The sequence below is a fragment of the Enterobacter genomosp. O genome, assembly GCF_001022965.1.
Classification (GTDB): Bacteria; Pseudomonadota; Gammaproteobacteria; order Enterobacterales; family Enterobacteriaceae; genus Enterobacter; species Enterobacter cloacae_L.
Genome location: NZ_LECZ01000021.1, coordinates 185,643 through 203,290 on the forward strand (window position 1 = coordinate 185,643; position 17,648 = coordinate 203,290).

The following is a 17,648-nucleotide window of genomic DNA, read 5'->3' on the forward strand; positions in this document are numbered from 1 at the left end:
GGATGTTATGGAAAAAATCACATTGACCGTGCCAGCCAGCCGCGCGTTAAGCGGCAGGGCACTGGCAGGGGTCGTCGGTTCCGGGGATATGGAGGTGCTCTTCACCGCCGAACCGGGCCAGACGCTAACCATTGATATCACCACCTCCGTTGACAACAGCCGTGGTCGCTGGGAGGCGCTGTTCAACCGTCTGCAAACGGTCAGCAGCCTGCCGGCAGGAAAACTGACCATTCACGACTTCGGCGCGACGCCGGGCGTGGCCCGCATTCGCATCGAACAGGTATTTGAGGGGGTGAGCCATGCGTGATGACAGCAGCTTTATCGAATTAAAAGCACGCCAGCGTGCGCAGGCCCTGCTCGACGAGGGCAGCTACCGCGAACTGCTGGATCCGTTTGAGGGCATTATCTCTCCGTGGCTTGGCCCGCAGGGCATTGTGCCGCAGGCGGACGACGGCATGGTGGTGGCGAAAGGCACCATTAACGGTCAGCCAGCCGTTGTCGTGGCGATTGAAGGCGCATTCCAGGGCGGCAGCATGGGCGAAGTGTCCGGTGCCAAAATGGCGGCAGCGCTGGAGCTGGCGGCAGAAGATAACCGCAACGGCATTCCGACTCAGGCCGTGCTGTGCCTCGAAACCGGCGGCGTGCGCCTGCAGGAAGCGAACCTCGGCCTGGCGGCGATTGCCGATATCCACGCTGCGATTGTCGACCTGCGTCGCTACACGCCCGTTATCGGGATTGTGGCCGGGACCGTGGGCTGCTTCGGTGGGATGTCCATCGCCGCGGCGCTGTGCAGCTACCTGATTGTGACCCGCGAAGCGCGTCTCGGCCTGAACGGCCCGCAGGTTATCGAGCAGGAAGCCGGCATCGAAGAGTACGACTCTCGCGACCGTCCGTTTATCTGGAGCATGACCGGCGGTGAAGTGCGCTACCAAAGCGGGCTGGTGGATGCCCTGGTCGGTGACGGTATCAACGCGGTGAAACAGGCGATGAATGACGCGATTGCTAAAGGCGTGCCGGCGAAACATCGCACCGATAACTACGACGATTACCTGAACCGTCTGACGAATTTCGACACCCGCAAACAGGCCGATGCCGAACAAATTAACGCGCTTTTTGCCCGGGAGGTGAAATGATGACTAACTCAATGAGCCGTGGCGAACTCTGGCTGGATATTCTCGCCCCGAATGCACAACGTGTGGAAGGGCTATGCCCGTCCGTGCAGGCGGCAGACGGCGAGCTTAACGGCGAAGCGGTGCGCTTTGTTGCCGTGGTTCCGGATGCCAACAACCACTTCCCGCGCGCCGCGAAGGGTGAAGTCGGTCTGCTGGAAGGCTGGACCCTGGCGAAAGTGGTCAGCGAAACCGTCGCGGCGGATGCCGATAAGGCCGTTAAGCGCCCGATTGTGGCGGTGATTGACGTCCCAAGCCAGGCCTATGGCCGTCGTGAAGAAGCGTTTGGTATTCACCAGGCGCTGGCCGGTGCGGCAGCAGCCTATGCGAACGCGCGCCTGGCCGGTCATCCGGTGATTGGCCTGATCGTCGGCAAGGCGATGTCCGGCGCGTTTCTGGCGCACGGCTACCAGGCCAACCGCCTGATCGCCTTTAACGATAAAGGCGTGCTGATCCACGCGATGGGCAAAGAGTCCGCGGCGCGCATTACGCTGCGTACCGTCGAGGCGCTGGAAAAGCTGGCGGCAACCATTCCGCCAATGGCCTATGACATCAGCAACTATGCGACGCTGGGGCTGCTCTCCAGCCTGCTGGACATCAGCAACCCGGATGCCCCGTCTGATAACGATCTGGCGCAGGTGAAAACCACCCTGCAACAGGCCATCAGTGACGCTCGTCAGGACACCACGCTGAAAAATCGTCTGGGTGCTGACAACCGCCGCAGCTCGGCGCTCGTACGCGAACGTATGCGAGCCAGCTGGTAAGTAAAAAAGAGACCTGCCAGATGCATAACCCCGTGGGCGCGTCCGCTGCGCCCGCGTGGGAGCCTGCATCCTGAAAAATAATAATCATCGCGCCAGTGCTAAAACTTTTTTTACTACAGGTGATTTATGACTTACGTAATTGTTCATGCTCTTGCACCGATTTTCGTCATCATGCTGCTGGGATTCTGGGCCGGTAAGGCAAAGATGGTCGATAATAAAAACGTTTCCCTGCTCAATATTTTCGTTATGGATTTTGCACTGCCTGCCGCGCTGTTTAGCGCCACCGTGCAAACGCCGTGGACCGGCATTGTGGCTCAGTCACCGCTGATTCTGGTGCTGACCCTGGCGATGTGGATTACCTATGCGGCCATCTACTTCCTCGCCACCAAAGTCTTTAAAAAATCACCGCAGGATGCAGCCGTGCTGACCCTGACGGTCGCGCTGCCGAACTACGCGGCGCTTGGCCTGCCGATTCTGGGCAGCGTGCTGGGGGAAGGTTCTTCCACGTCTCTGTCCGTCGCGGTCTCTATTGCCTGCGGCTCCGTGCTGATGACGCCGTTCTGCCTGCTGATCCTGGAGCGTGAAAAAGCGCGCGCTGAGGGCAATAGCTCCGGCTCAACGTTCTCCATGCTGCCGGTGCTGATGTGGCGTTCGATTAAAAAACCGATCGTGATGGGCCCGCTGCTGGGTGTGATTTTGTCCGCCATCGGTATCAAAATGCCGGATCTGGTTCTGGCGGCGATTAAACCGCTGGGGCTGTCCGCCACCGCTGCGGCGCTGTTCCTGACCGGGGTGATCCTCTCTGCCCGTAAGCTGCAGATCAACACCATGGTTATCACCTCAACTATCGCCAAGCTGCTGATTCAGCCAGCGATTGCCTGGGGTATTGTGCTGATCTTCGGTCTGCATGGCTCCGTGGCGATTACCGCTATCCTGATGATTGCGCTGTCCGCGGGCTTCTTCGGCGTGGTGTTCGGTAACCGCTTTGGCGTGCAGTCGCCGGATGCTGAAGCCGTGCTGCTGTTAAGCTCCGTACTGTGTATCCTGTCGCTGCCGCTGTTTATCTCGCTGACTTCAGGAATGTAATTATGACCACAACATTACGCCCGCACGACCTCATCTGGCTTACCGCGCGCGACGCGCTGGAAGGGATCGCCGAATCCTGGGTGGATGCCGTCTGGCATACCGGCCTGCCGGTAGTGGTGCGGCGTGATGTTGATAGCGAAGGCCGCATCCCCGTTGGCGTTCGCGGCCTGCGCCGCGACCAGCGTGCGGCCGGGTGGGTGAAGCCTGAGAAGGTGTTACGCGTGGTTTCGCCTGAGGCGTTGAGCGTGACGGCCGATCTGCTGCGCTCACCGTTTGTGACTCAGCCACCGGTTCAGGTGGCGTTGCAGCTTTCACAGCAGGCGTGGCCGTGGACGTGGGGTATTACCGGCAGTACCGGCTACGCGCTGGCGACCGGCATTCCGGTGATTCATGCCAACAGCGATCTTGACCTGCTGATCCGCGCTCCTGAGCCGATTTCCCCTGATGCTTTTACCGCATGGCAGTCGCAGCTGAGCCGCGCACTGTGCCGGGCGGATACGCAGGTCGATACGCCCGAAGGGGGATTTGCGCTGGCGGAGTGGTTACGCGACGAAAAAACGCTGCTGAAAACCCGCCGCGGACCGCGCCTGGTGGCGGATCCGTGGCGCAGGGAGGAGTGATGAAAATACTGTTTACCTTTCCGGGACAGGGCACGCAGCACGAAGGCATGCTGCAAAATTTGCCGGGAACGACGCTTGCTCAGGCACGCGAGGTGCTGGGCAGCGAAGTCGATACGCTGGATAGTGCAGCCTCGCTAACTCATACACGTGCGGTTCAGCTGAGTCTGCTGATTTCCGGCGTGGCCTGGGCGCGGGAACTCGAGCGACGCGGCGTGTCGCCTGACATTGTGAGCGGTTTATCGATTGGTGCTTATCCCGCAGCGGTCGTGGCTGGCGCGCTGGAATTTACGGACGCGCTTAAGCTGGTGGCGCTGCGTGGCGATCTGATGGAGCAGGCGTATCCGCACGGCTACGGCCTGACGGCGATTATGGGGCTGACCCTGCCGCAGGTGGAGCAGCTTATCGAGGGTACCGGAACGTATATTGCTAACCTGAATGCCGAAACGCAGATCGTGATTGCCGGAAGCGATGACGGGATGGCGCAGGTGGCGGCGCGCGCGCTGGCAAAAGGGGCGAACAAGGCCAAACGGCTGGCGGTGAGCGTGCCGTCGCACTGCGAACTGCTGGCGGCACCGGCACAAACGCTGGCGGCGGCGTTTGAGTCCGTCACGCTGGCTCGTCCACGCTGTGCGTACCTGAGCGGCAGCACCGGGCGCGTGCTCTGGCAACCGGAGAAAATCTCGGACGATCTGGCAATGAACATGGCGCGTACGGTGCGCTGGCAGGAGGCGATGATTTCCGCTAACGAACGCGAAGCCCGGCTGGCGATCGAGATGCCGCCCGGCGGCGTGCTGACCTGCCTGACGCGACAGGCGGCGTGGGAAGGGGAGACCCTTTCACTGGAGCGCAGCGGGGTGGACGTGGCGGTGCATCTGGCGGGTCGGCTTCAGCGATGAGTTTTTTGCCCGGTGGCGGCTGCGCCTTACCGGGCCTACGGGTTCGGTTGCCTTGTTTTGTATCACGCACTTTCCTGCAGGCTGCGCGCATACATCCGCCCTTCGGCGGCTAATGCCCGCAGGCTCGGGTCCTGCTCGCGGTTGCGGGCGAACACAATCGCGATAAGCTGCTGCATCTGGTACGGTTCAGCCAGCTTCAGTAGCTGCACCGAATTCTCGTAGACCTTTTTCATCCTGCCCGGCATCAGCGTAAAGCCGACACCTGCCTGAACCAGACTGAGCATTGAGAAAATGTCGTTCACCCGGGTAACAATCTCCGGTTCGAACCCGGCGATATGGAACGCTTCCTGGAACCCGGCGTAGGTCGCAAACCCTTCTGCAAGCGCGACAAATTTCTGATCTTTATAATCACGGAGATCCGCTGGCCCGTGGGTATTCAGCGTGGCGGAAGCCGGTGCGGCAAGGAATATGTCGTCATGGAACAGCGGCAGAACCTCAAGGCTGTTGCGGTCGATATCGCTTTCGGAGATGGAGATCAGGATGGCGTCCAGCGACCCGTCGTCCAGCATGTGGAGCAAGGTTTCGTTAGAGCCCATCGTCAGATCCATTTCCAGATCCGGACGACGCAGCTTCATGCCCATAATCAGGCGCGGTACGGTTTCCAGTGTGAGCGAGTAGAGCGTGCCGACGCGTAAGCGCCCCTGGCCAATGCCAGCGACTTTGCGCGATTCTTCCAGCCCGCGCTCCATTACCTGCATCACTTCCTGGCAATACTCCAGCAGCGTCCAGGCGGAAGGCAGGGCAATCAGGTTGCGCCCCTTGTGGGTAAAGAGCGGGCAGCGCACGTTCTCTTCCAGGGTGTGTAGCGCGCGGTGCACGCTTACGCCGCTCAGGCCCAGAGTTTCGGCGGTACGCGCGATATTCCCTTTCTCCATAAACGTCATGAAGATGCTGAGCTTGCGGAACGTAATCTCGCTCGTGATATCGAAACTCATAGCTCTCCCGGGGTGTTATTCAGCCTGCAGCATCGCTTCCAGCTGCTCCTGCGCGTCGAGCCATGACATCTCACACTCTTCGAGGCTCGATTTGGTCTTCGCCTGCGTTTGCAGGCAATCCGTCAGTTCCGCTTTACGGCTCTGGTCATACAGACCGCTATCGCCGAGCTTCTCTTCAACGGCGGCAAGCGTGGCGTTGAGCTTTTCCATCTCTTTTTCGAGACGGGCAATCTCTTTACGCAGCGGCTGCGTCTGGGTGCGTAGCTCCGCTTCACGGCGCTTCTGGTCTTTACGCGCCTGCGCGCTGTTGGCGTTATCTTTCGCAGACTCTTCCGGCTGGTTTTCCTGCTTCTGCACGTCCGTCAGCCACTGCTGGTAGTCTTCCAGATCGCCGTCGAACGGTTCGACTTTGCCGTCGTGAACTAAGTAGAGATCGTCCGTGGTGGAGCGGATCAGGTGACGATCGTGCGAAACCACAACCAGCGCACCTTCGAACTCAATCAGCGCTTCGGTCAGCGCCTGACGCATGTCGAGATCCAGGTGGTTGGTGGGTTCATCGAGCAGCAGCAGGTTAGGGCGCTGCCAGACGATCAGCGCCAGCACCAGGCGGGCTTTTTCGCCCCCGGAGAAGCGCTCGGTATTTTCAGTGACCTTATCGCCCTGGAAGCCGAAGCCGCCGAGATAGTCGCGCAGCTTCTGCTCCATCTCCTGCGGCGCCAGACGCGCGAGGTGCTGAATTGGAGATTCATCCGCCCGTAAAAATTCCAGCTGATGCTGGGCGAAGTAGCCCAGCTTGATGCCCTTCGCCAGCCCGATTTCGCCGCTGACCGGGTTAATCTCGCCCGCCAGCAGTTTGATCAGCGTGGATTTACCGGCACCGTTGCGCCCAAGCAGACCAATACGTGACCCCGGCACCAGGTTGAGCTTGATGGAGTCGAGAATAATGCGATCGGCATAGCCCGCGCTCACTTTCTCCATCTTCAGGAGCGGGTTCGGCAGGCTTTCCGGCGCGCGGAAGCTGAAGTGGAACGGGTTATCCACGTGCGCCGGGGCGATCATCTCCATGCGTTCGAGCATCTTGATGCGGCTCTGGGCCTGCTTCGCTTTTGACGCTTTGGCCTTGAAGCGATCCACAAAGCTCTGCAGGTGCGCCACGCGCTGCTGCTGGCTTTCGTACATGGACTGCTGCTGGGCAAGGCGCGTCGCGCGCTGGCGCTCGAAGGAGCTGTAGTTGCCGGTGTACTCGAACATCGTTTGCTGTTCGATATGAATGATTTTATCCACCACCGGGTCGAGGAAGTCGCGGTCGTGGGAGATCAGAATCAGAGTGCCCTGATAGCTCTTGAGCCACTTCTCCAGCCAAATAACCGCATCGAGATCGAGGTGGTTGGTCGGTTCATCGAGCAGCAGCAGATCAGAGCGGCAGATCAGCGCCTGCGCCAGGTTGAGGCGCATACGCCAGCCGCCGGAGAAGTCGCTGACCGGGCGTTCCAGCTGTTCATTGCTGAAGCCCAGGCCGTGCAGCAGGCTGGAGGCGCGGGAGCGAATGGTCCACGCGTCGATGGCGTCCAGCTTGCCGTGAACGGTGGCGATGGCGTGACCGTCGTTGCGCTCGTTAGCGGCGTTGAGTTCCGCCTCGAGCTTACGGTATTCACGATCGCCGTCGATAACATAGTCGAGTGCCGGTTCGCTCAGGGCTGGCGTCTCCTGGTTCACCCATGCGAGCTGCCAGTTCCCCGGGAAGGTGAAGTTACCGCCATCCGCGCTAATCTCGTTTTTCAGCAGCGCCAGCAGCGTGGATTTACCGCAGCCGTTTTTGCCGACCAGACCCACTTTTTGGCCTGGATTGATGGTAGCAGTGGCGTTATCCAGCAGGACGCGCACGCCGCGACGAATTTGTAACGAGGAGAAAACAATCATAGAAGCGCCGTATGTTCCGACTATGTTAATTTGTCATTATGATAATGTAAGGTGTGCGCCATTTTCCGCACCGGGCCGCCATGGTAGCCCAAAACAACGACGATACACAAAAACAGAAACAAGACCGGGAGGGGAATGATGTCTCAGACAGCAAAAGTGCTGCTGCTGTATGCCCATCCGGAATCTCAGGACTCGGTGGCGAACCGGGTTCTGCTTAAGCCGGCTACTCAGCTCAGCAACGTGACGGTGCACGATCTTTACGCGCACTATCCTGATTTCTTTATTGATATTCCTTACGAGCAGGAACTGCTGCGTCAGCATGACGTGATTGTGTTCCAGCATCCGCTTTATACCTACAGCTGTCCGGCGCTGCTCAAAGAGTGGCTGGACCGCGTGCTGAGCCGGGGTTTCTCCAGCGGGGTGGGGGGCAACCAGCTGGCGGGAAAGTACTGGCGCAGCGTGATTACAACCGGTGAGCCAGAAAGCGCTTACCGCCACGACGGGCTGAACCGTTATCCGATGAGCGACATCCTGCGGCCTTTCGAGCTGACGGCGGCGATGTGCCGTATGCACTGGATGAGCCCGATTATTGTCTACTGGGCACGGCGTCAGGATCCAAAAGAGCTGGCAAGCCACGCCAGAGCCTACGGTGAATGGCTGGCATCCCCGATTCCGGCAGGAGGTCGTTAATGGAAGGATCGAATTTACTCCTCGCCGGGGTGCTGTTTTTATTTGCGGCCGTCGTCGCGGTGCCGCTTGCTGCACGGATTGGAATAGGTGCGGTGCTGGGTTATCTGCTGGCGGGGATCGCGATTGGCCCCTGGGGGCTGGGATTCATCAGCGATGTGGATGAAATTCTCCATTTCTCCGAGCTGGGCGTGGTGTTCCTGATGTTCATCATCGGCCTGGAGCTGAATCCTTCTAAATTGTGGCAGCTCCGACGCTCTATTTTTGGCGTGGGGGCCGCGCAGGTGCTGTTCAGCGCCGCTATTCTGGGCGGCCTGTTAATGCTGACGAATTTCTCCTGGCAGGCGGCGGTGATTGGCGGAATAGGCCTTGCCATGTCGTCGACGGCGATGGCCCTGCAGCTGATGCGCGACAAAGGGATGAATCGCAATGAAGCCGGCCAACTGGGCTTTTCGGTGCTGCTGTTTCAGGACTTAGCGGTGATCCCGGCGCTGGCGCTGGTGCCGCTGCTGGCGGGCTCCGGCGACGAACACTTCGACTGGGCAAAAATTGCCATGAAGGTGCTGGCCTTCGCGGGCATGCTGATTGGCGGACGTTTTCTTTTACGTCCCGTGTTCCGCTTTATTGCCGCGTCGGGCGTGCGCGAGGTCTTTACCGCCGCGACGCTGCTGCTGGTGCTGGGATCGGCGCTGTTTATGGACGCGCTGGGGCTGTCGATGGCGCTCGGGACCTTTATCGCCGGGGTGCTGCTGGCGGAGAGCGAATATCGGCACGAGCTGGAAATTGCCATCGAGCCCTTTAAAGGGCTGCTGTTAGGCCTGTTCTTTATATCGGTGGGAATGGCGCTTAATCTCGGTGTGCTCTATACCCATCTGCTGTGGGTGGTGGTGAGCGTAGCCATCCTCGTGGCGGTGAAAACGCTGGTGCTGTACGTCATGGCGCGCATTTACGGCTTGCGCAGTTCGGAACGCATGCAGTTTGCCAGCGTGTTAAGCCAGGGGGGCGAGTTCGCGTTTGTGCTGTTCTCTACCGCCTCCTCCCAGAAGCTGTTTAAAGACGATCAGATGGCGCTTTTGCTGGTGACGGTCACGCTGTCTATGATGACCACGCCGCTGCTGATGAAGCTGGTCGATAAGCTTCTGTCGCGCCGCTTAAACCCGACTGACGATGAAGATGAAGCGCCGTGGGTGGAAGACGATAAGCCGCAGGTGATTGTGGTGGGCTTTGGCCGCTTCGGACAGGTTATCGGGCGTTTGCTGATGGCGAACAAAATGCGCATCACGGTGCTGGAGCGCGATATCAGCGCAGTCAACCTGATGCGTAAATATGGCTATAAGGTGTATTACGGCGACGCGACCCAGCTTGAGCTCTTGCGCTCGGCGGGTGCAGAGGCAGCAGAGTCCATCGTGATTACCTGCAACGATCCGGAAGACACGATGAAGCTGGTGGAGCTGTGCCAGCAGCATTTTCCGCATCTGCATATTCTGGCGCGCGCGCGCGGACGTGTTGAAGCTCACGAACTGTTACAGGCGGGTGTGAAACACTTCTCCCGTGAGACATTTTCCAGTGCGCTGGAGCTGGGCCGCAAGGCGTTGATCTCGTTGGGGATGCATCCTCATCAGGCGCAGCGCGCCCAGATGCATTTCCGCCGGCTGGATATGCAAATGTTGCGCGAGCTGATGCCGGTACATTCCGATACTGAGCAGATCTCCCGCGTGCGGGAAGCGCGTCGCGAGCTGGAGGAGATCTTCCAGCGAGAGATGCAACAGGAACGACGCCAGCTTGATGGCTGGGATGAATTTGAATAAAGGGTAACGAAAGATGGCTGTACGTAAACGCTTTATTGCGGGTGCAAAATGCCCGACCTGCCAGGCGCAAGATACCCTGGCGATGTGGCGGGAAAATAATGTTGATGTTGTTGAGTGTGTTAAGTGCGGTCACCAGATGCGTGAGGCCGATAAAGAGGCCCGCGATCATGTACGCAAAGAAGAGCAAGTTATCGGGATTTTTCATCCGGACTAGCGATATCGCCTGAGTTTTTTTAAGCTAAAGGGTACACGGGTGCAGATTTCCGCTACAATCTGCGCCAGCAATTTTCCCACGCTCAGGAGATATCATGAAAGTAGCAAAAGACCTGGTGGTCAGCCTGGCCTATCAGGTACGTACAGAAGACGGTGTGTTGGTTGATGAGTCTCCGGTGAGTGCGCCGCTTGACTACCTGCATGGTCACGGCTCCCTGATTTCTGGCCTGGAAACCGCGCTGGAAGGTCACGAAGTTGGCGACAAATTTGACGTTGCTGTAGGCGCGAACGACGCTTACGGTCAGTATGACGACAACCTGGTTCAGCGCGTTCCTAAAGACGTGTTCATGGGCGTTGACGAGCTGCAGGTTGGCATGCGCTTCCTGGCTGAAACTGACCAGGGTCCGGTTCCTGTTGAAATCACCGAAGTGGAAGACGACCACGTTGTAGTTGACGGCAACCACATGCTGGCTGGCCAGAACCTGAAGTTCAACGTAGAAGTTGTTGCGATCCGTGAAGCGACCGAAGAAGAGCTGGCTCATGGCCACGTTCACGGTGCACACGGCCACGACCATGATCACGATCACGGCCACGACGGCTGCTGCGGTGGTCACGGCCACGATCACGACCATGGTCACGACCACGGTAAAGGTGGTTGCGGTAACGGCGGCTGCGGTTGCCACTAATTCCGCTATGCGGAAAATAAAAAAGCGGGATAATCCCGCTTTTTTTACGCCTCAGTAATGAGGTGGTGGCGTCTCTTCAGATTGAGAGGCGATATGCGATGCCTGTGTGGCCTTCACTTTTTCAGTGAGCAGACGCAGCAGATCCCGCAGTTTTGCCATTTCTAGCTCGTGGGCGGTCACCGTTTGGTTGAGCTCTTCGATGGTGATGTCCTGAAAAGCCAGGCGGCTTTCAAGCTCGGCCAGTCTCTCTTCTATCATCGTGTCCTTCATGATTCACCTCGTCTGTTTCTGATTCGCCATAATGGGTCAGCGGCGGCGAAGTTTAACCGAGTTTATCCCTGAGTGCAGTATTCATCCCTGCAACAAGAAACTTATTTAAACAAAAATAGTCTGAAAAGTGGCGAGAATCGGGGGAGTCTGTCTGTAGATTTCTTCCGCAACGATTTATAGTACGTTACTCATTTACGTTTAATGCTGGGGTGAGAGTCCCCAGGCCCTGGAGATATGGATGAAATCACTGTTTAAAGTAACGCTGCTGGCGACGACGATGGCTGTTGCGCTGAACGCGCCGCTGTCATTCGCTGCTGATACTGCTGCGAAGCCTGCTGCGAAGCCTGCTGCCACTGCAGACAGCAAAGCGGCGTTCAAAAATGACGACCAGAAATCCGCCTACGCACTCGGCGCATCTCTGGGTCGTTACATGGAAAACTCTCTGAAAGAACAAGAGAAACTGGGCATCAAACTGGATAAAGCTCAGCTGATCGCGGGTGTTCAGGACGCATTTGCAGATAAGAGCAAGCTGTCTGACCAGGAAATCGAACAGACTCTGCAGGCGTTTGAAGCGCGTGTGAAGGGTGCCGCTCAGACCAAGATGGAAGCGGACGCTAAAGACAACGAAGCGAAAGGCAAAGCCTACCGCGATACCTTTGCTAAAGATAAGGGTGTGAAAACCTCTTCTACTGGCCTGGTGTACAAAGTTGAGAAAGAAGGCACCGGCGATGCACCTAAAGACAGCGACACTGTTGTTGTGAACTACAAAGGTACGCTGATCGACGGTAAAGAGTTCGATAACTCTTACACCCGCGGTGAGCCGCTCTCTTTCCGTCTGGATGGTGTGATCCCTGGCTGGACTGAAGGCCTGAAAAACATCAAGAAAGGTGGCAAAATCAAGCTGGTTATCCCACCAGATCTGGCGTATGGCAAAACAGGCGTTCCGGGTATCCCTGCCAACTCTACGCTGGTCTTTGACGTAGAGCTGCTGGATATCAAACCGGCACCGAAAGCGGATGCAAAGGCAGACGCGCCGGCTGAAGAAAAAGCAGCGGCAGACGCTAAGAAGTAATGTGATAAAAACCGCCGCCTTTAAGGCGGCGGTTTTTTTATTGTGGGGCAGATATAATTAACACTGGAAAGCGCTATACACGCTGTATTAATTTAGTTGTCCGTGTAGATAATGAGCCTGCCCTGAAAACCTAACGACAGGCTCCTGAAAAGGAGTGTTTTTTTCATGTCCAGGTCGCTTTTAACCAACGAAACCAGTGAACTTGATTTACTGGATCAACGTCCTTTCGATCAGACCGACTTCGATATTCTGAAATCCTACGAAGCGGTGGTGGACGGGTTAGCGATGCTCATTGGCTCCCACTGCGAAATCGTATTGCACTCCCTGCAAGATCTGAAGTGTTCCGCCATCCGCATTGCGAATGGTGAACATACTGGCCGTAAAATTGGTTCGCCAATTACCGACCTTGCATTGCGTATGTTGCATGACATGACCGGCGCGGACAGCAGCGTCTCCAAATGCTATTTCACCCGCGCCAAAAGCGGCGTGCTGATGAAATCCGAAACCATCGCGATTCGAAACCGCGAGCATCGTGTAATTGGTCTGCTGTGCATCAACATGAACCTTGATGTGCCATTCTCGCAAATCATGAGCACCTTTATTCCACCAGAAACGCCGGATGTGGGCTCTTCTGTTAACTTTGCCTCCTCCGTTGAAGATCTCGTGACTCAGACGCTTGAGTTTACGATTGAAGAGGTGAATGCCGATCGCAACGTTTCGAACAACGCCAAGAATCGCCAGATTGTGCTTAATCTCTACGAGAAAGGGATTTTTGATATTAAAGACGCCATCAACCAGGTGGCCGATCGTCTGAACATCTCCAAGCACACGGTTTACCTCTACATCCGCCAGTTCAAAAGCGGTGATTTCCTGGGGCAAGATAAGTAATGCGTTTTGCGTTAATGGTGACAGGCCCGGCGTACGGTACTCAGCAGGCCAGCAGCGCGCTGCAGTTTGCGCATGCGCTACTGGCGGCCGGACATGAGCTGGCAAGCGTCTTCTTCTATCGGGAAGGGGTGTATAACGCGAATCAGTTTACATCACCGGCGAGCGATGAGTTTGATCTGGTGCGTGCCTGGCAGGCATTAAACGAAAAGCAGGGCGTAGAACTGCATATCTGCGTCGCGGCGGCATTGCGCCGCGGCGTGACCGATGCAACCGAAGCCGCCCGGCTTGGTTTATCGGGTTCTAACCTGCAGCCCGGTTTTTCGTTGAGTGGTCTGGGTGCACTGGCACAGGCGGCGTTAACCTGCGACAGAGTGGTGCAATTCTGATGAAGCGTGTCGCGTTTGTTTTTTCCTCCGCGCCGCACGGTAATGCGTCCGGCAGAGAAGGGCTGGATGCGCTGCTCGCGACATCAGCGCTGACCGACGATATTGGCGTCTTCTTTTTGGGTGACGGTGTATTTCAGCTTCTGGCGGGGCAGCAGCCTCAGGCCATTCTGGCGCGGGATTACATTGCAACCTTCAAAGTGTTACCGCTTTACGACATCGAAACGTGCTATGTCTGTGCCGACTCCCTGGCCGCGCGCGGTTTAACTGAGGCAACACCTTTCGTGCTGGATGTGACAACGCTGTCTTCTGCCGCACTGCGCGAACACCTTTCCCACTACGACACCGTTCTGACTTTCTGAGGCTGCCATGCTCCATACTCTGAGCCATTCACCGTGGCAATGTGATACCGACGCGCTACTGAGTATGCTGCGCGAAGGTGATGACCTGCTGCTGATTCAGGATGGTGTGCTTGCCGCGCTTGAAGGCAGTCGTTTCGTTGAAATCCTCTGCAATGCCCCCATAACTGTCTCTGCGCTGAAAGAGGATCTTGATGCGCGAGGACTATCTGGTCAAATTTCAGCCAAAATTGACGTGGTTGGCTATACTGATTTCGTCAATCTTACTGTGATTCACGCCAGTCAAATGAACTGGTGATTTGAGATCGCTGTATATTTCTTGACACCTTTTCGACGTAGCCCTAAAATTTCGCGTCCTCATATTGTATGAGGTCGTTTTATTACGTGTTTACGAAGCAAAAGCTAAAACCAGGAGCTATTTAATGGCAACAGTTAACCAGCTGGTACGCAAACCACGCGCACGCAAAGTTGCAAAGAGCAACGTGCCTGCGCTGGAAGCCTGCCCGCAGAAACGTGGTGTATGTACTCGTGTATATACCACCACTCCTAAAAAACCAAACTCCGCACTGCGTAAAGTATGCCGTGTGCGTTTGACTAACGGTTTCGAAGTGACTTCCTACATCGGTGGTGAAGGTCACAACCTGCAGGAACACTCCGTGATCCTGATCCGTGGCGGTCGTGTTAAAGACCTTCCGGGTGTTCGTTACCACACCGTTCGTGGTGCGCTCGACTGCTCAGGTGTTAAAGACCGTAAGCAGGCTCGCTCCAAGTACGGCGTGAAGCGTCCTAAGGCTTAATGGTTCTCCGTTAAGTAAGGCCAAACTGATTTATCTTAATGTCAAACTAAACTCTTTGAGTTTTGGACAATCCTGAATTAACAACGGAGTATTCCCATGCCACGTCGTCGCGTCATTGGTCAGCGTAAAATTCTTCCAGATCCGAAATTCGGATCAGAACTGCTGGCAAAATTTGTAAATATCCTGATGGTAGATGGTAAAAAATCTACTGCAGAAGCAATCGTATACAGCGCGCTTGAGACCCTGGCTCAGCGTTCTGGTAAAAATGAACTGGAAGCTTTCGAAGTCGCTCTCGACAACGTTCGCCCTACCGTAGAAGTTAAGTCCCGCCGCGTAGGTGGTTCTACTTATCAGGTTCCAGTTGAAGTTCGTCCGGTTCGTCGTAATGCTCTGGCAATGCGTTGGATCGTTGAAGCTGCTCGTAAACGCGGTGATAAATCCATGGCTCTGCGTCTGGCGAACGAACTTTCTGATGCTGCAGACAACAAAGGTACTGCAGTTAAGAAACGTGAAGACGTTCACCGTATGGCAGAAGCCAACAAGGCGTTCGCACACTACCGTTGGTAATCCCTTCGGAGTATTAGTCACCAGGCGGGCGCTTCAGAGAAGCCGCCCGCTCTGGGTAACTTAACTGAACGCCTAAAGATATAAACGAGGAATCAAATGGCTCGTACAACACCCATCGCACGCTACCGTAACATCGGTATCAGTGCGCACATCGACGCCGGTAAAACCACTACTACCGAACGTATTCTGTTCTACACCGGTGTAAACCACAAAATCGGTGAAGTTCATGACGGCGCAGCCACCATGGACTGGATGGAACAGGAGCAGGAGCGTGGTATTACTATCACCTCCGCAGCGACTACTGCATTCTGGTCAGGTATGGCTAAGCAGTACGAACCGCATCGCGTAAACATCATCGACACCCCGGGCCACGTTGACTTCACCATCGAAGTAGAACGTTCCATGCGTGTTCTTGACGGCGCGGTAATGGTTTATTGCGCAGTTGGTGGTGTTCAGCCACAGTCTGAGACCGTATGGCGTCAGGCGAACAAATATAAAGTTCCACGCATCGCGTTCGTTAACAAAATGGACCGTATGGGTGCTAACTTCCTGAAAGTTGTTGGTCAGATCAAAACCCGTCTGGGCGCGAACCCTGTTCCGCTGCAGCTGGCAATTGGTGCTGAAGAAGGCTTCACCGGCGTTATCGACCTGGTGAAAATGAAAGCCATCAACTGGAACGATGCAGACCAGGGCGTTACCTTCGAATACGAAGATATCCCGGCTGAAATGCAGGACCTGGCTGACGAATGGCACCAGAACCTGATCGAATCCGCTGCTGAAGCTTCTGAAGAGCTGATGGAGAAATACCTGGGTGGTGAAGAACTGACTGAAGAAGAGATCAAAAAAGCTCTGCGTCAGCGCGTTCTGAACAACGAAATCATCCTGGTAACCTGTGGTTCTGCATTCAAGAACAAAGGTGTTCAGGCAATGCTGGATGCGGTAGTTGACTACCTGCCATCCCCGGTGGACGTTCCTGCGATCAACGGCATCCTGGACGACGGTAAAGATACACCAGCTGAGCGTCACGCAAGCGACGAAGAGCCATTCTCAGCACTGGCGTTCAAAATTGCTACCGACCCATTCGTGGGTAACCTGACCTTCTTCCGCGTTTACTCTGGTGTGGTTAACTCCGGTGACACTATCCTGAACTCCGTGAAAACGGCGCGTGAACGTTTTGGCCGTATCGTACAGATGCACGCTAACAAACGTGAAGAGATCAAAGAAGTTCGTGCGGGCGACATCGCTGCAGCTATCGGTCTGAAAGACGTGACCACTGGTGACACCCTGTGTGACCCGGATCACCCGATCATTCTGGAGCGTATGGAATTCCCTGAGCCGGTAATCTCCATCGCGGTTGAACCAAAAACCAAAGCTGACCAGGAAAAAATGGGTCTGGCTCTGGGCCGTCTGGCGAAAGAAGACCCATCATTCCGCGTATGGACTGATGAAGAATCTAACCAGACCATCATCGCTGGTATGGGTGAACTGCACCTGGACATCATCGTTGACCGTATGAAGCGTGAATTCAACGTTGAAGCGAACGTGGGTAAACCTCAGGTTGCTTACCGCGAAGCGATTCGTGCGAAAGTTACCGATGTTGAAGGTAAACACGCTAAGCAGTCTGGTGGTCGCGGTCAGTACGGTCACGTTGTGATCGACATGTACCCACTGGAGCCGGGCTCTAACCCTAAAGGTTACGAGTTCATCAACGACATCAAAGGTGGTGTAATTCCTGGCGAATACATCCCAGCCGTTGATAAAGGCATTCAGGAACAGCTGAAAGCGGGCCCTCTGGCTGGCTATCCGGTTGTTGACATGGGTGTTCGTCTGCACTTCGGTTCTTACCACGACGTTGACTCCTCTGAACTGGCGTTTAAACTGGCTGCGTCTATTGCCTTTAAAGAAGGCTTTAAGAAAGCAAAACCAGTTCTGCTTGAGCCAATCATGAAGGTTGAAGTAGAAACTCCTGAAGAGAACACCGGTGACGTTATCGGTGACTTGAGCCGTCGTCGCGGTATGCTGCGTGGTCAGGAATCCGAAGTAACTGGCGTTAAGATCCACGCTGAAGTTCCGCTGTCTGAAATGTTCGGATATGCAACTCAGCTGCGTTCTCTGACCAAAGGTCGTGCATCATACACCATGGAATTCCTGAAGTATGATGATGCGCCTAACAACGTTGCTCAGGCCGTTATTGAAGCCCGTGGTAAGTAATCCACAGGATTAAAACCTAAGTCCCGTGCTCTCTCCAGAGGGGAGAGCACTATAGTAAGGAATATAGCCGTGTCTAAAGAAAAATTTGAACGTACAAAACCGCACGTCAACGTTGGTACTATCGGCCACGTTGACCATGGTAAAACTACCCTGACTGCTGCAATCACTACCGTTCTGGCTAAAACCTACGGTGGTTCTGCTCGTGCATTCGACCAGATCGATAACGCACCAGAAGAAAAAGCTCGTGGTATCACCAT

At 55.9% G+C, this 17,648-nt stretch carries 22 protein-coding genes; 19 read left to right on the top strand and 3 right to left on the bottom strand.

The window, feature by feature from the left end; all coding sequences use genetic code 11:
• Nucleotides 1-7 precede the first annotated feature (7 nt).
• From mdcC to mdcH, 6 genes are all read left to right on the top strand, one after another.
• Nucleotides 8-307, top strand: a complete 300-nt coding sequence (gene mdcC, locus ABR39_RS03350; RefSeq protein WP_014885504.1) for a malonate decarboxylase acyl carrier protein — start codon at nt 8-10, stop codon at nt 305-307.
• Entirely contained in the window at nt 300-1,133 is an 834-nt protein-coding gene (locus ABR39_RS03355) for a biotin-independent malonate decarboxylase subunit beta (RefSeq protein WP_047345766.1), read from the top strand. The genes mdcC and ABR39_RS03355 overlap by 8 nt, the downstream gene beginning before the upstream one ends.
• Complete coding sequence (mdcE, locus tag ABR39_RS03360) at nt 1,133-1,933, top strand: biotin-independent malonate decarboxylase subunit gamma (RefSeq protein WP_047345767.1); 801 nt, start codon at nt 1,133-1,135, stop codon at nt 1,931-1,933. Before ABR39_RS03355 ends, mdcE begins: the two co-directional genes overlap by 1 nt.
• A gap of 126 nt (nt 1,934-2,059) precedes the next feature.
• The gene (locus ABR39_RS03365; RefSeq protein ID WP_047345768.1) at nt 2,060-3,019 is read left to right on the top strand and encodes an AEC family transporter; all 960 of its coding nucleotides are present in this window, start codon (nt 2,060-2,062) and stop codon (nt 3,017-3,019) included.
• A gap of 2 nt (nt 3,020-3,021) precedes the next feature.
• Nucleotides 3,022-3,639 (top strand): malonate decarboxylase holo-ACP synthase, encoded by a 618-nt coding sequence (locus ABR39_RS03370; protein ID WP_047345769.1) that lies wholly within the window; start codon nt 3,022-3,024, stop codon nt 3,637-3,639.
• The gene (gene mdcH / locus ABR39_RS03375; RefSeq protein ID WP_047345770.1) at nt 3,639-4,535 is read left to right on the top strand and encodes a malonate decarboxylase subunit epsilon; all 897 of its coding nucleotides are present in this window, start codon (nt 3,639-3,641) and stop codon (nt 4,533-4,535) included. The genes ABR39_RS03370 and mdcH overlap by 1 nt, the downstream gene beginning before the upstream one ends.
• Nucleotides 4,536-4,597: 62 nt before the next feature.
• Here the strand turns inward: mdcH and ABR39_RS03380 are convergent, their stop codons facing one another.
• Both ABR39_RS03380 and ABR39_RS03385 read right to left on the bottom strand, forming a co-directional pair.
• Nucleotides 4,598-5,530 (bottom strand): LysR substrate-binding domain-containing protein, encoded by a 933-nt coding sequence (locus tag ABR39_RS03380; RefSeq protein ID WP_047345771.1) that lies wholly within the window; start codon nt 5,528-5,530, stop codon nt 4,598-4,600.
• A gap of 15 nt (nt 5,531-5,545) precedes the next feature.
• Entirely contained in the window at nt 5,546-7,450 is a 1,905-nt protein-coding gene (locus ABR39_RS03385; RefSeq protein WP_047345772.1) for an ABC transporter ATP-binding protein, read from the bottom strand.
• Between the two features lie 138 nt (nt 7,451-7,588).
• On the opposite strand from ABR39_RS03385, the gene kefG reads away from it, so the two are divergent.
• The 4 genes from kefG to slyD all read left to right on the top strand — a co-directional run bounded on the left by kefG (nt 7,589) and on the right by slyD (nt 10,844).
• Nucleotides 7,589-8,140 (top strand): glutathione-regulated potassium-efflux system ancillary protein KefG, encoded by a 552-nt coding sequence (kefG, locus tag ABR39_RS03390; protein ID WP_014885493.1) that lies wholly within the window; start codon nt 7,589-7,591, stop codon nt 8,138-8,140.
• Nucleotides 8,140-9,945, top strand: a complete 1,806-nt coding sequence (gene kefB / locus ABR39_RS03395; protein ID WP_047345773.1) for a glutathione-regulated potassium-efflux system protein KefB — start codon at nt 8,140-8,142, stop codon at nt 9,943-9,945. The genes kefG and kefB overlap by 1 nt, the downstream gene beginning before the upstream one ends.
• 13 nt (nt 9,946-9,958) lie before the next feature.
• Entirely contained in the window at nt 9,959-10,159 is a 201-nt protein-coding gene (locus ABR39_RS03400; protein ID WP_033146793.1) for a YheV family putative zinc ribbon protein, read from the top strand.
• A 94-nt stretch (nt 10,160-10,253) separates the two neighbouring features.
• Nucleotides 10,254-10,844: a peptidylprolyl isomerase gene (gene slyD, locus ABR39_RS03405; protein WP_014885491.1), complete on the top strand. Its 591-nt coding sequence runs from the start codon at nt 10,254-10,256 to the stop codon at nt 10,842-10,844.
• A gap of 51 nt (nt 10,845-10,895) precedes the next feature.
• Here slyD and ABR39_RS03410 read toward each other — a convergent pair whose 3' ends face one another.
• Nucleotides 10,896-11,114, bottom strand: coding sequence for a protein SlyX (locus ABR39_RS03410; protein WP_047345774.1), 219 nt, complete (start codon nt 11,112-11,114; stop codon nt 10,896-10,898).
• A 238-nt stretch (nt 11,115-11,352) separates the two neighbouring features.
• Between ABR39_RS03410 and fkpA the strand changes: the two genes are divergently transcribed.
• The 9 genes from fkpA to ABR39_RS24080 form a co-directional block, all read left to right on the top strand.
• Nucleotides 11,353-12,186 (top strand): FKBP-type peptidyl-prolyl cis-trans isomerase, encoded by an 834-nt coding sequence (fkpA, locus tag ABR39_RS03415; RefSeq protein ID WP_047345775.1) that lies wholly within the window; start codon nt 11,353-11,355, stop codon nt 12,184-12,186.
• Nucleotides 12,187-12,351: 165 nt separating this feature from the next.
• Nucleotides 12,352-13,074, top strand: coding sequence for a helix-turn-helix transcriptional regulator (locus ABR39_RS03420; RefSeq protein WP_003861697.1), 723 nt, complete (start codon nt 12,352-12,354; stop codon nt 13,072-13,074).
• The gene (tusD, locus tag ABR39_RS03425) at nt 13,074-13,460 is read left to right on the top strand and encodes a sulfurtransferase complex subunit TusD (protein ID WP_033146792.1); all 387 of its coding nucleotides are present in this window, start codon (nt 13,074-13,076) and stop codon (nt 13,458-13,460) included. The genes ABR39_RS03420 and tusD overlap by 1 nt, the downstream gene beginning before the upstream one ends.
• Nucleotides 13,460-13,819, top strand: a complete 360-nt coding sequence (tusC, locus tag ABR39_RS03430; RefSeq protein WP_047345776.1) for a sulfurtransferase complex subunit TusC — start codon at nt 13,460-13,462, stop codon at nt 13,817-13,819. The genes tusD and tusC overlap by 1 nt, the downstream gene beginning before the upstream one ends.
• 7 nt (nt 13,820-13,826) lie before the next feature.
• A complete protein-coding gene (tusB, locus tag ABR39_RS03435) occupies nt 13,827-14,114 on the top strand; it encodes a sulfurtransferase complex subunit TusB (protein WP_047345777.1) in 288 nt (95 codons plus the stop codon).
• A 124-nt stretch (nt 14,115-14,238) separates the two neighbouring features.
• Nucleotides 14,239-14,613: a 30S ribosomal protein S12 gene (gene rpsL / locus ABR39_RS03440; protein WP_000246815.1), complete on the top strand. Its 375-nt coding sequence runs from the start codon at nt 14,239-14,241 to the stop codon at nt 14,611-14,613.
• Between the two features lie 96 nt (nt 14,614-14,709).
• Entirely contained in the window at nt 14,710-15,180 is a 471-nt protein-coding gene (rpsG, locus tag ABR39_RS03445; RefSeq protein WP_004106370.1) for a 30S ribosomal protein S7, read from the top strand.
• 96 nt (nt 15,181-15,276) lie between these two features.
• Entirely contained in the window at nt 15,277-17,391 is a 2,115-nt protein-coding gene (gene fusA / locus ABR39_RS03450) for an elongation factor G (protein WP_047345778.1), read from the top strand.
• A gap of 69 nt (nt 17,392-17,460) precedes the next feature.
• The coding region (locus ABR39_RS24080) for a GTP-binding protein (RefSeq protein ID WP_044347782.1) at nt 17,461-17,648 on the top strand (188 nt) is incomplete at its 3' end.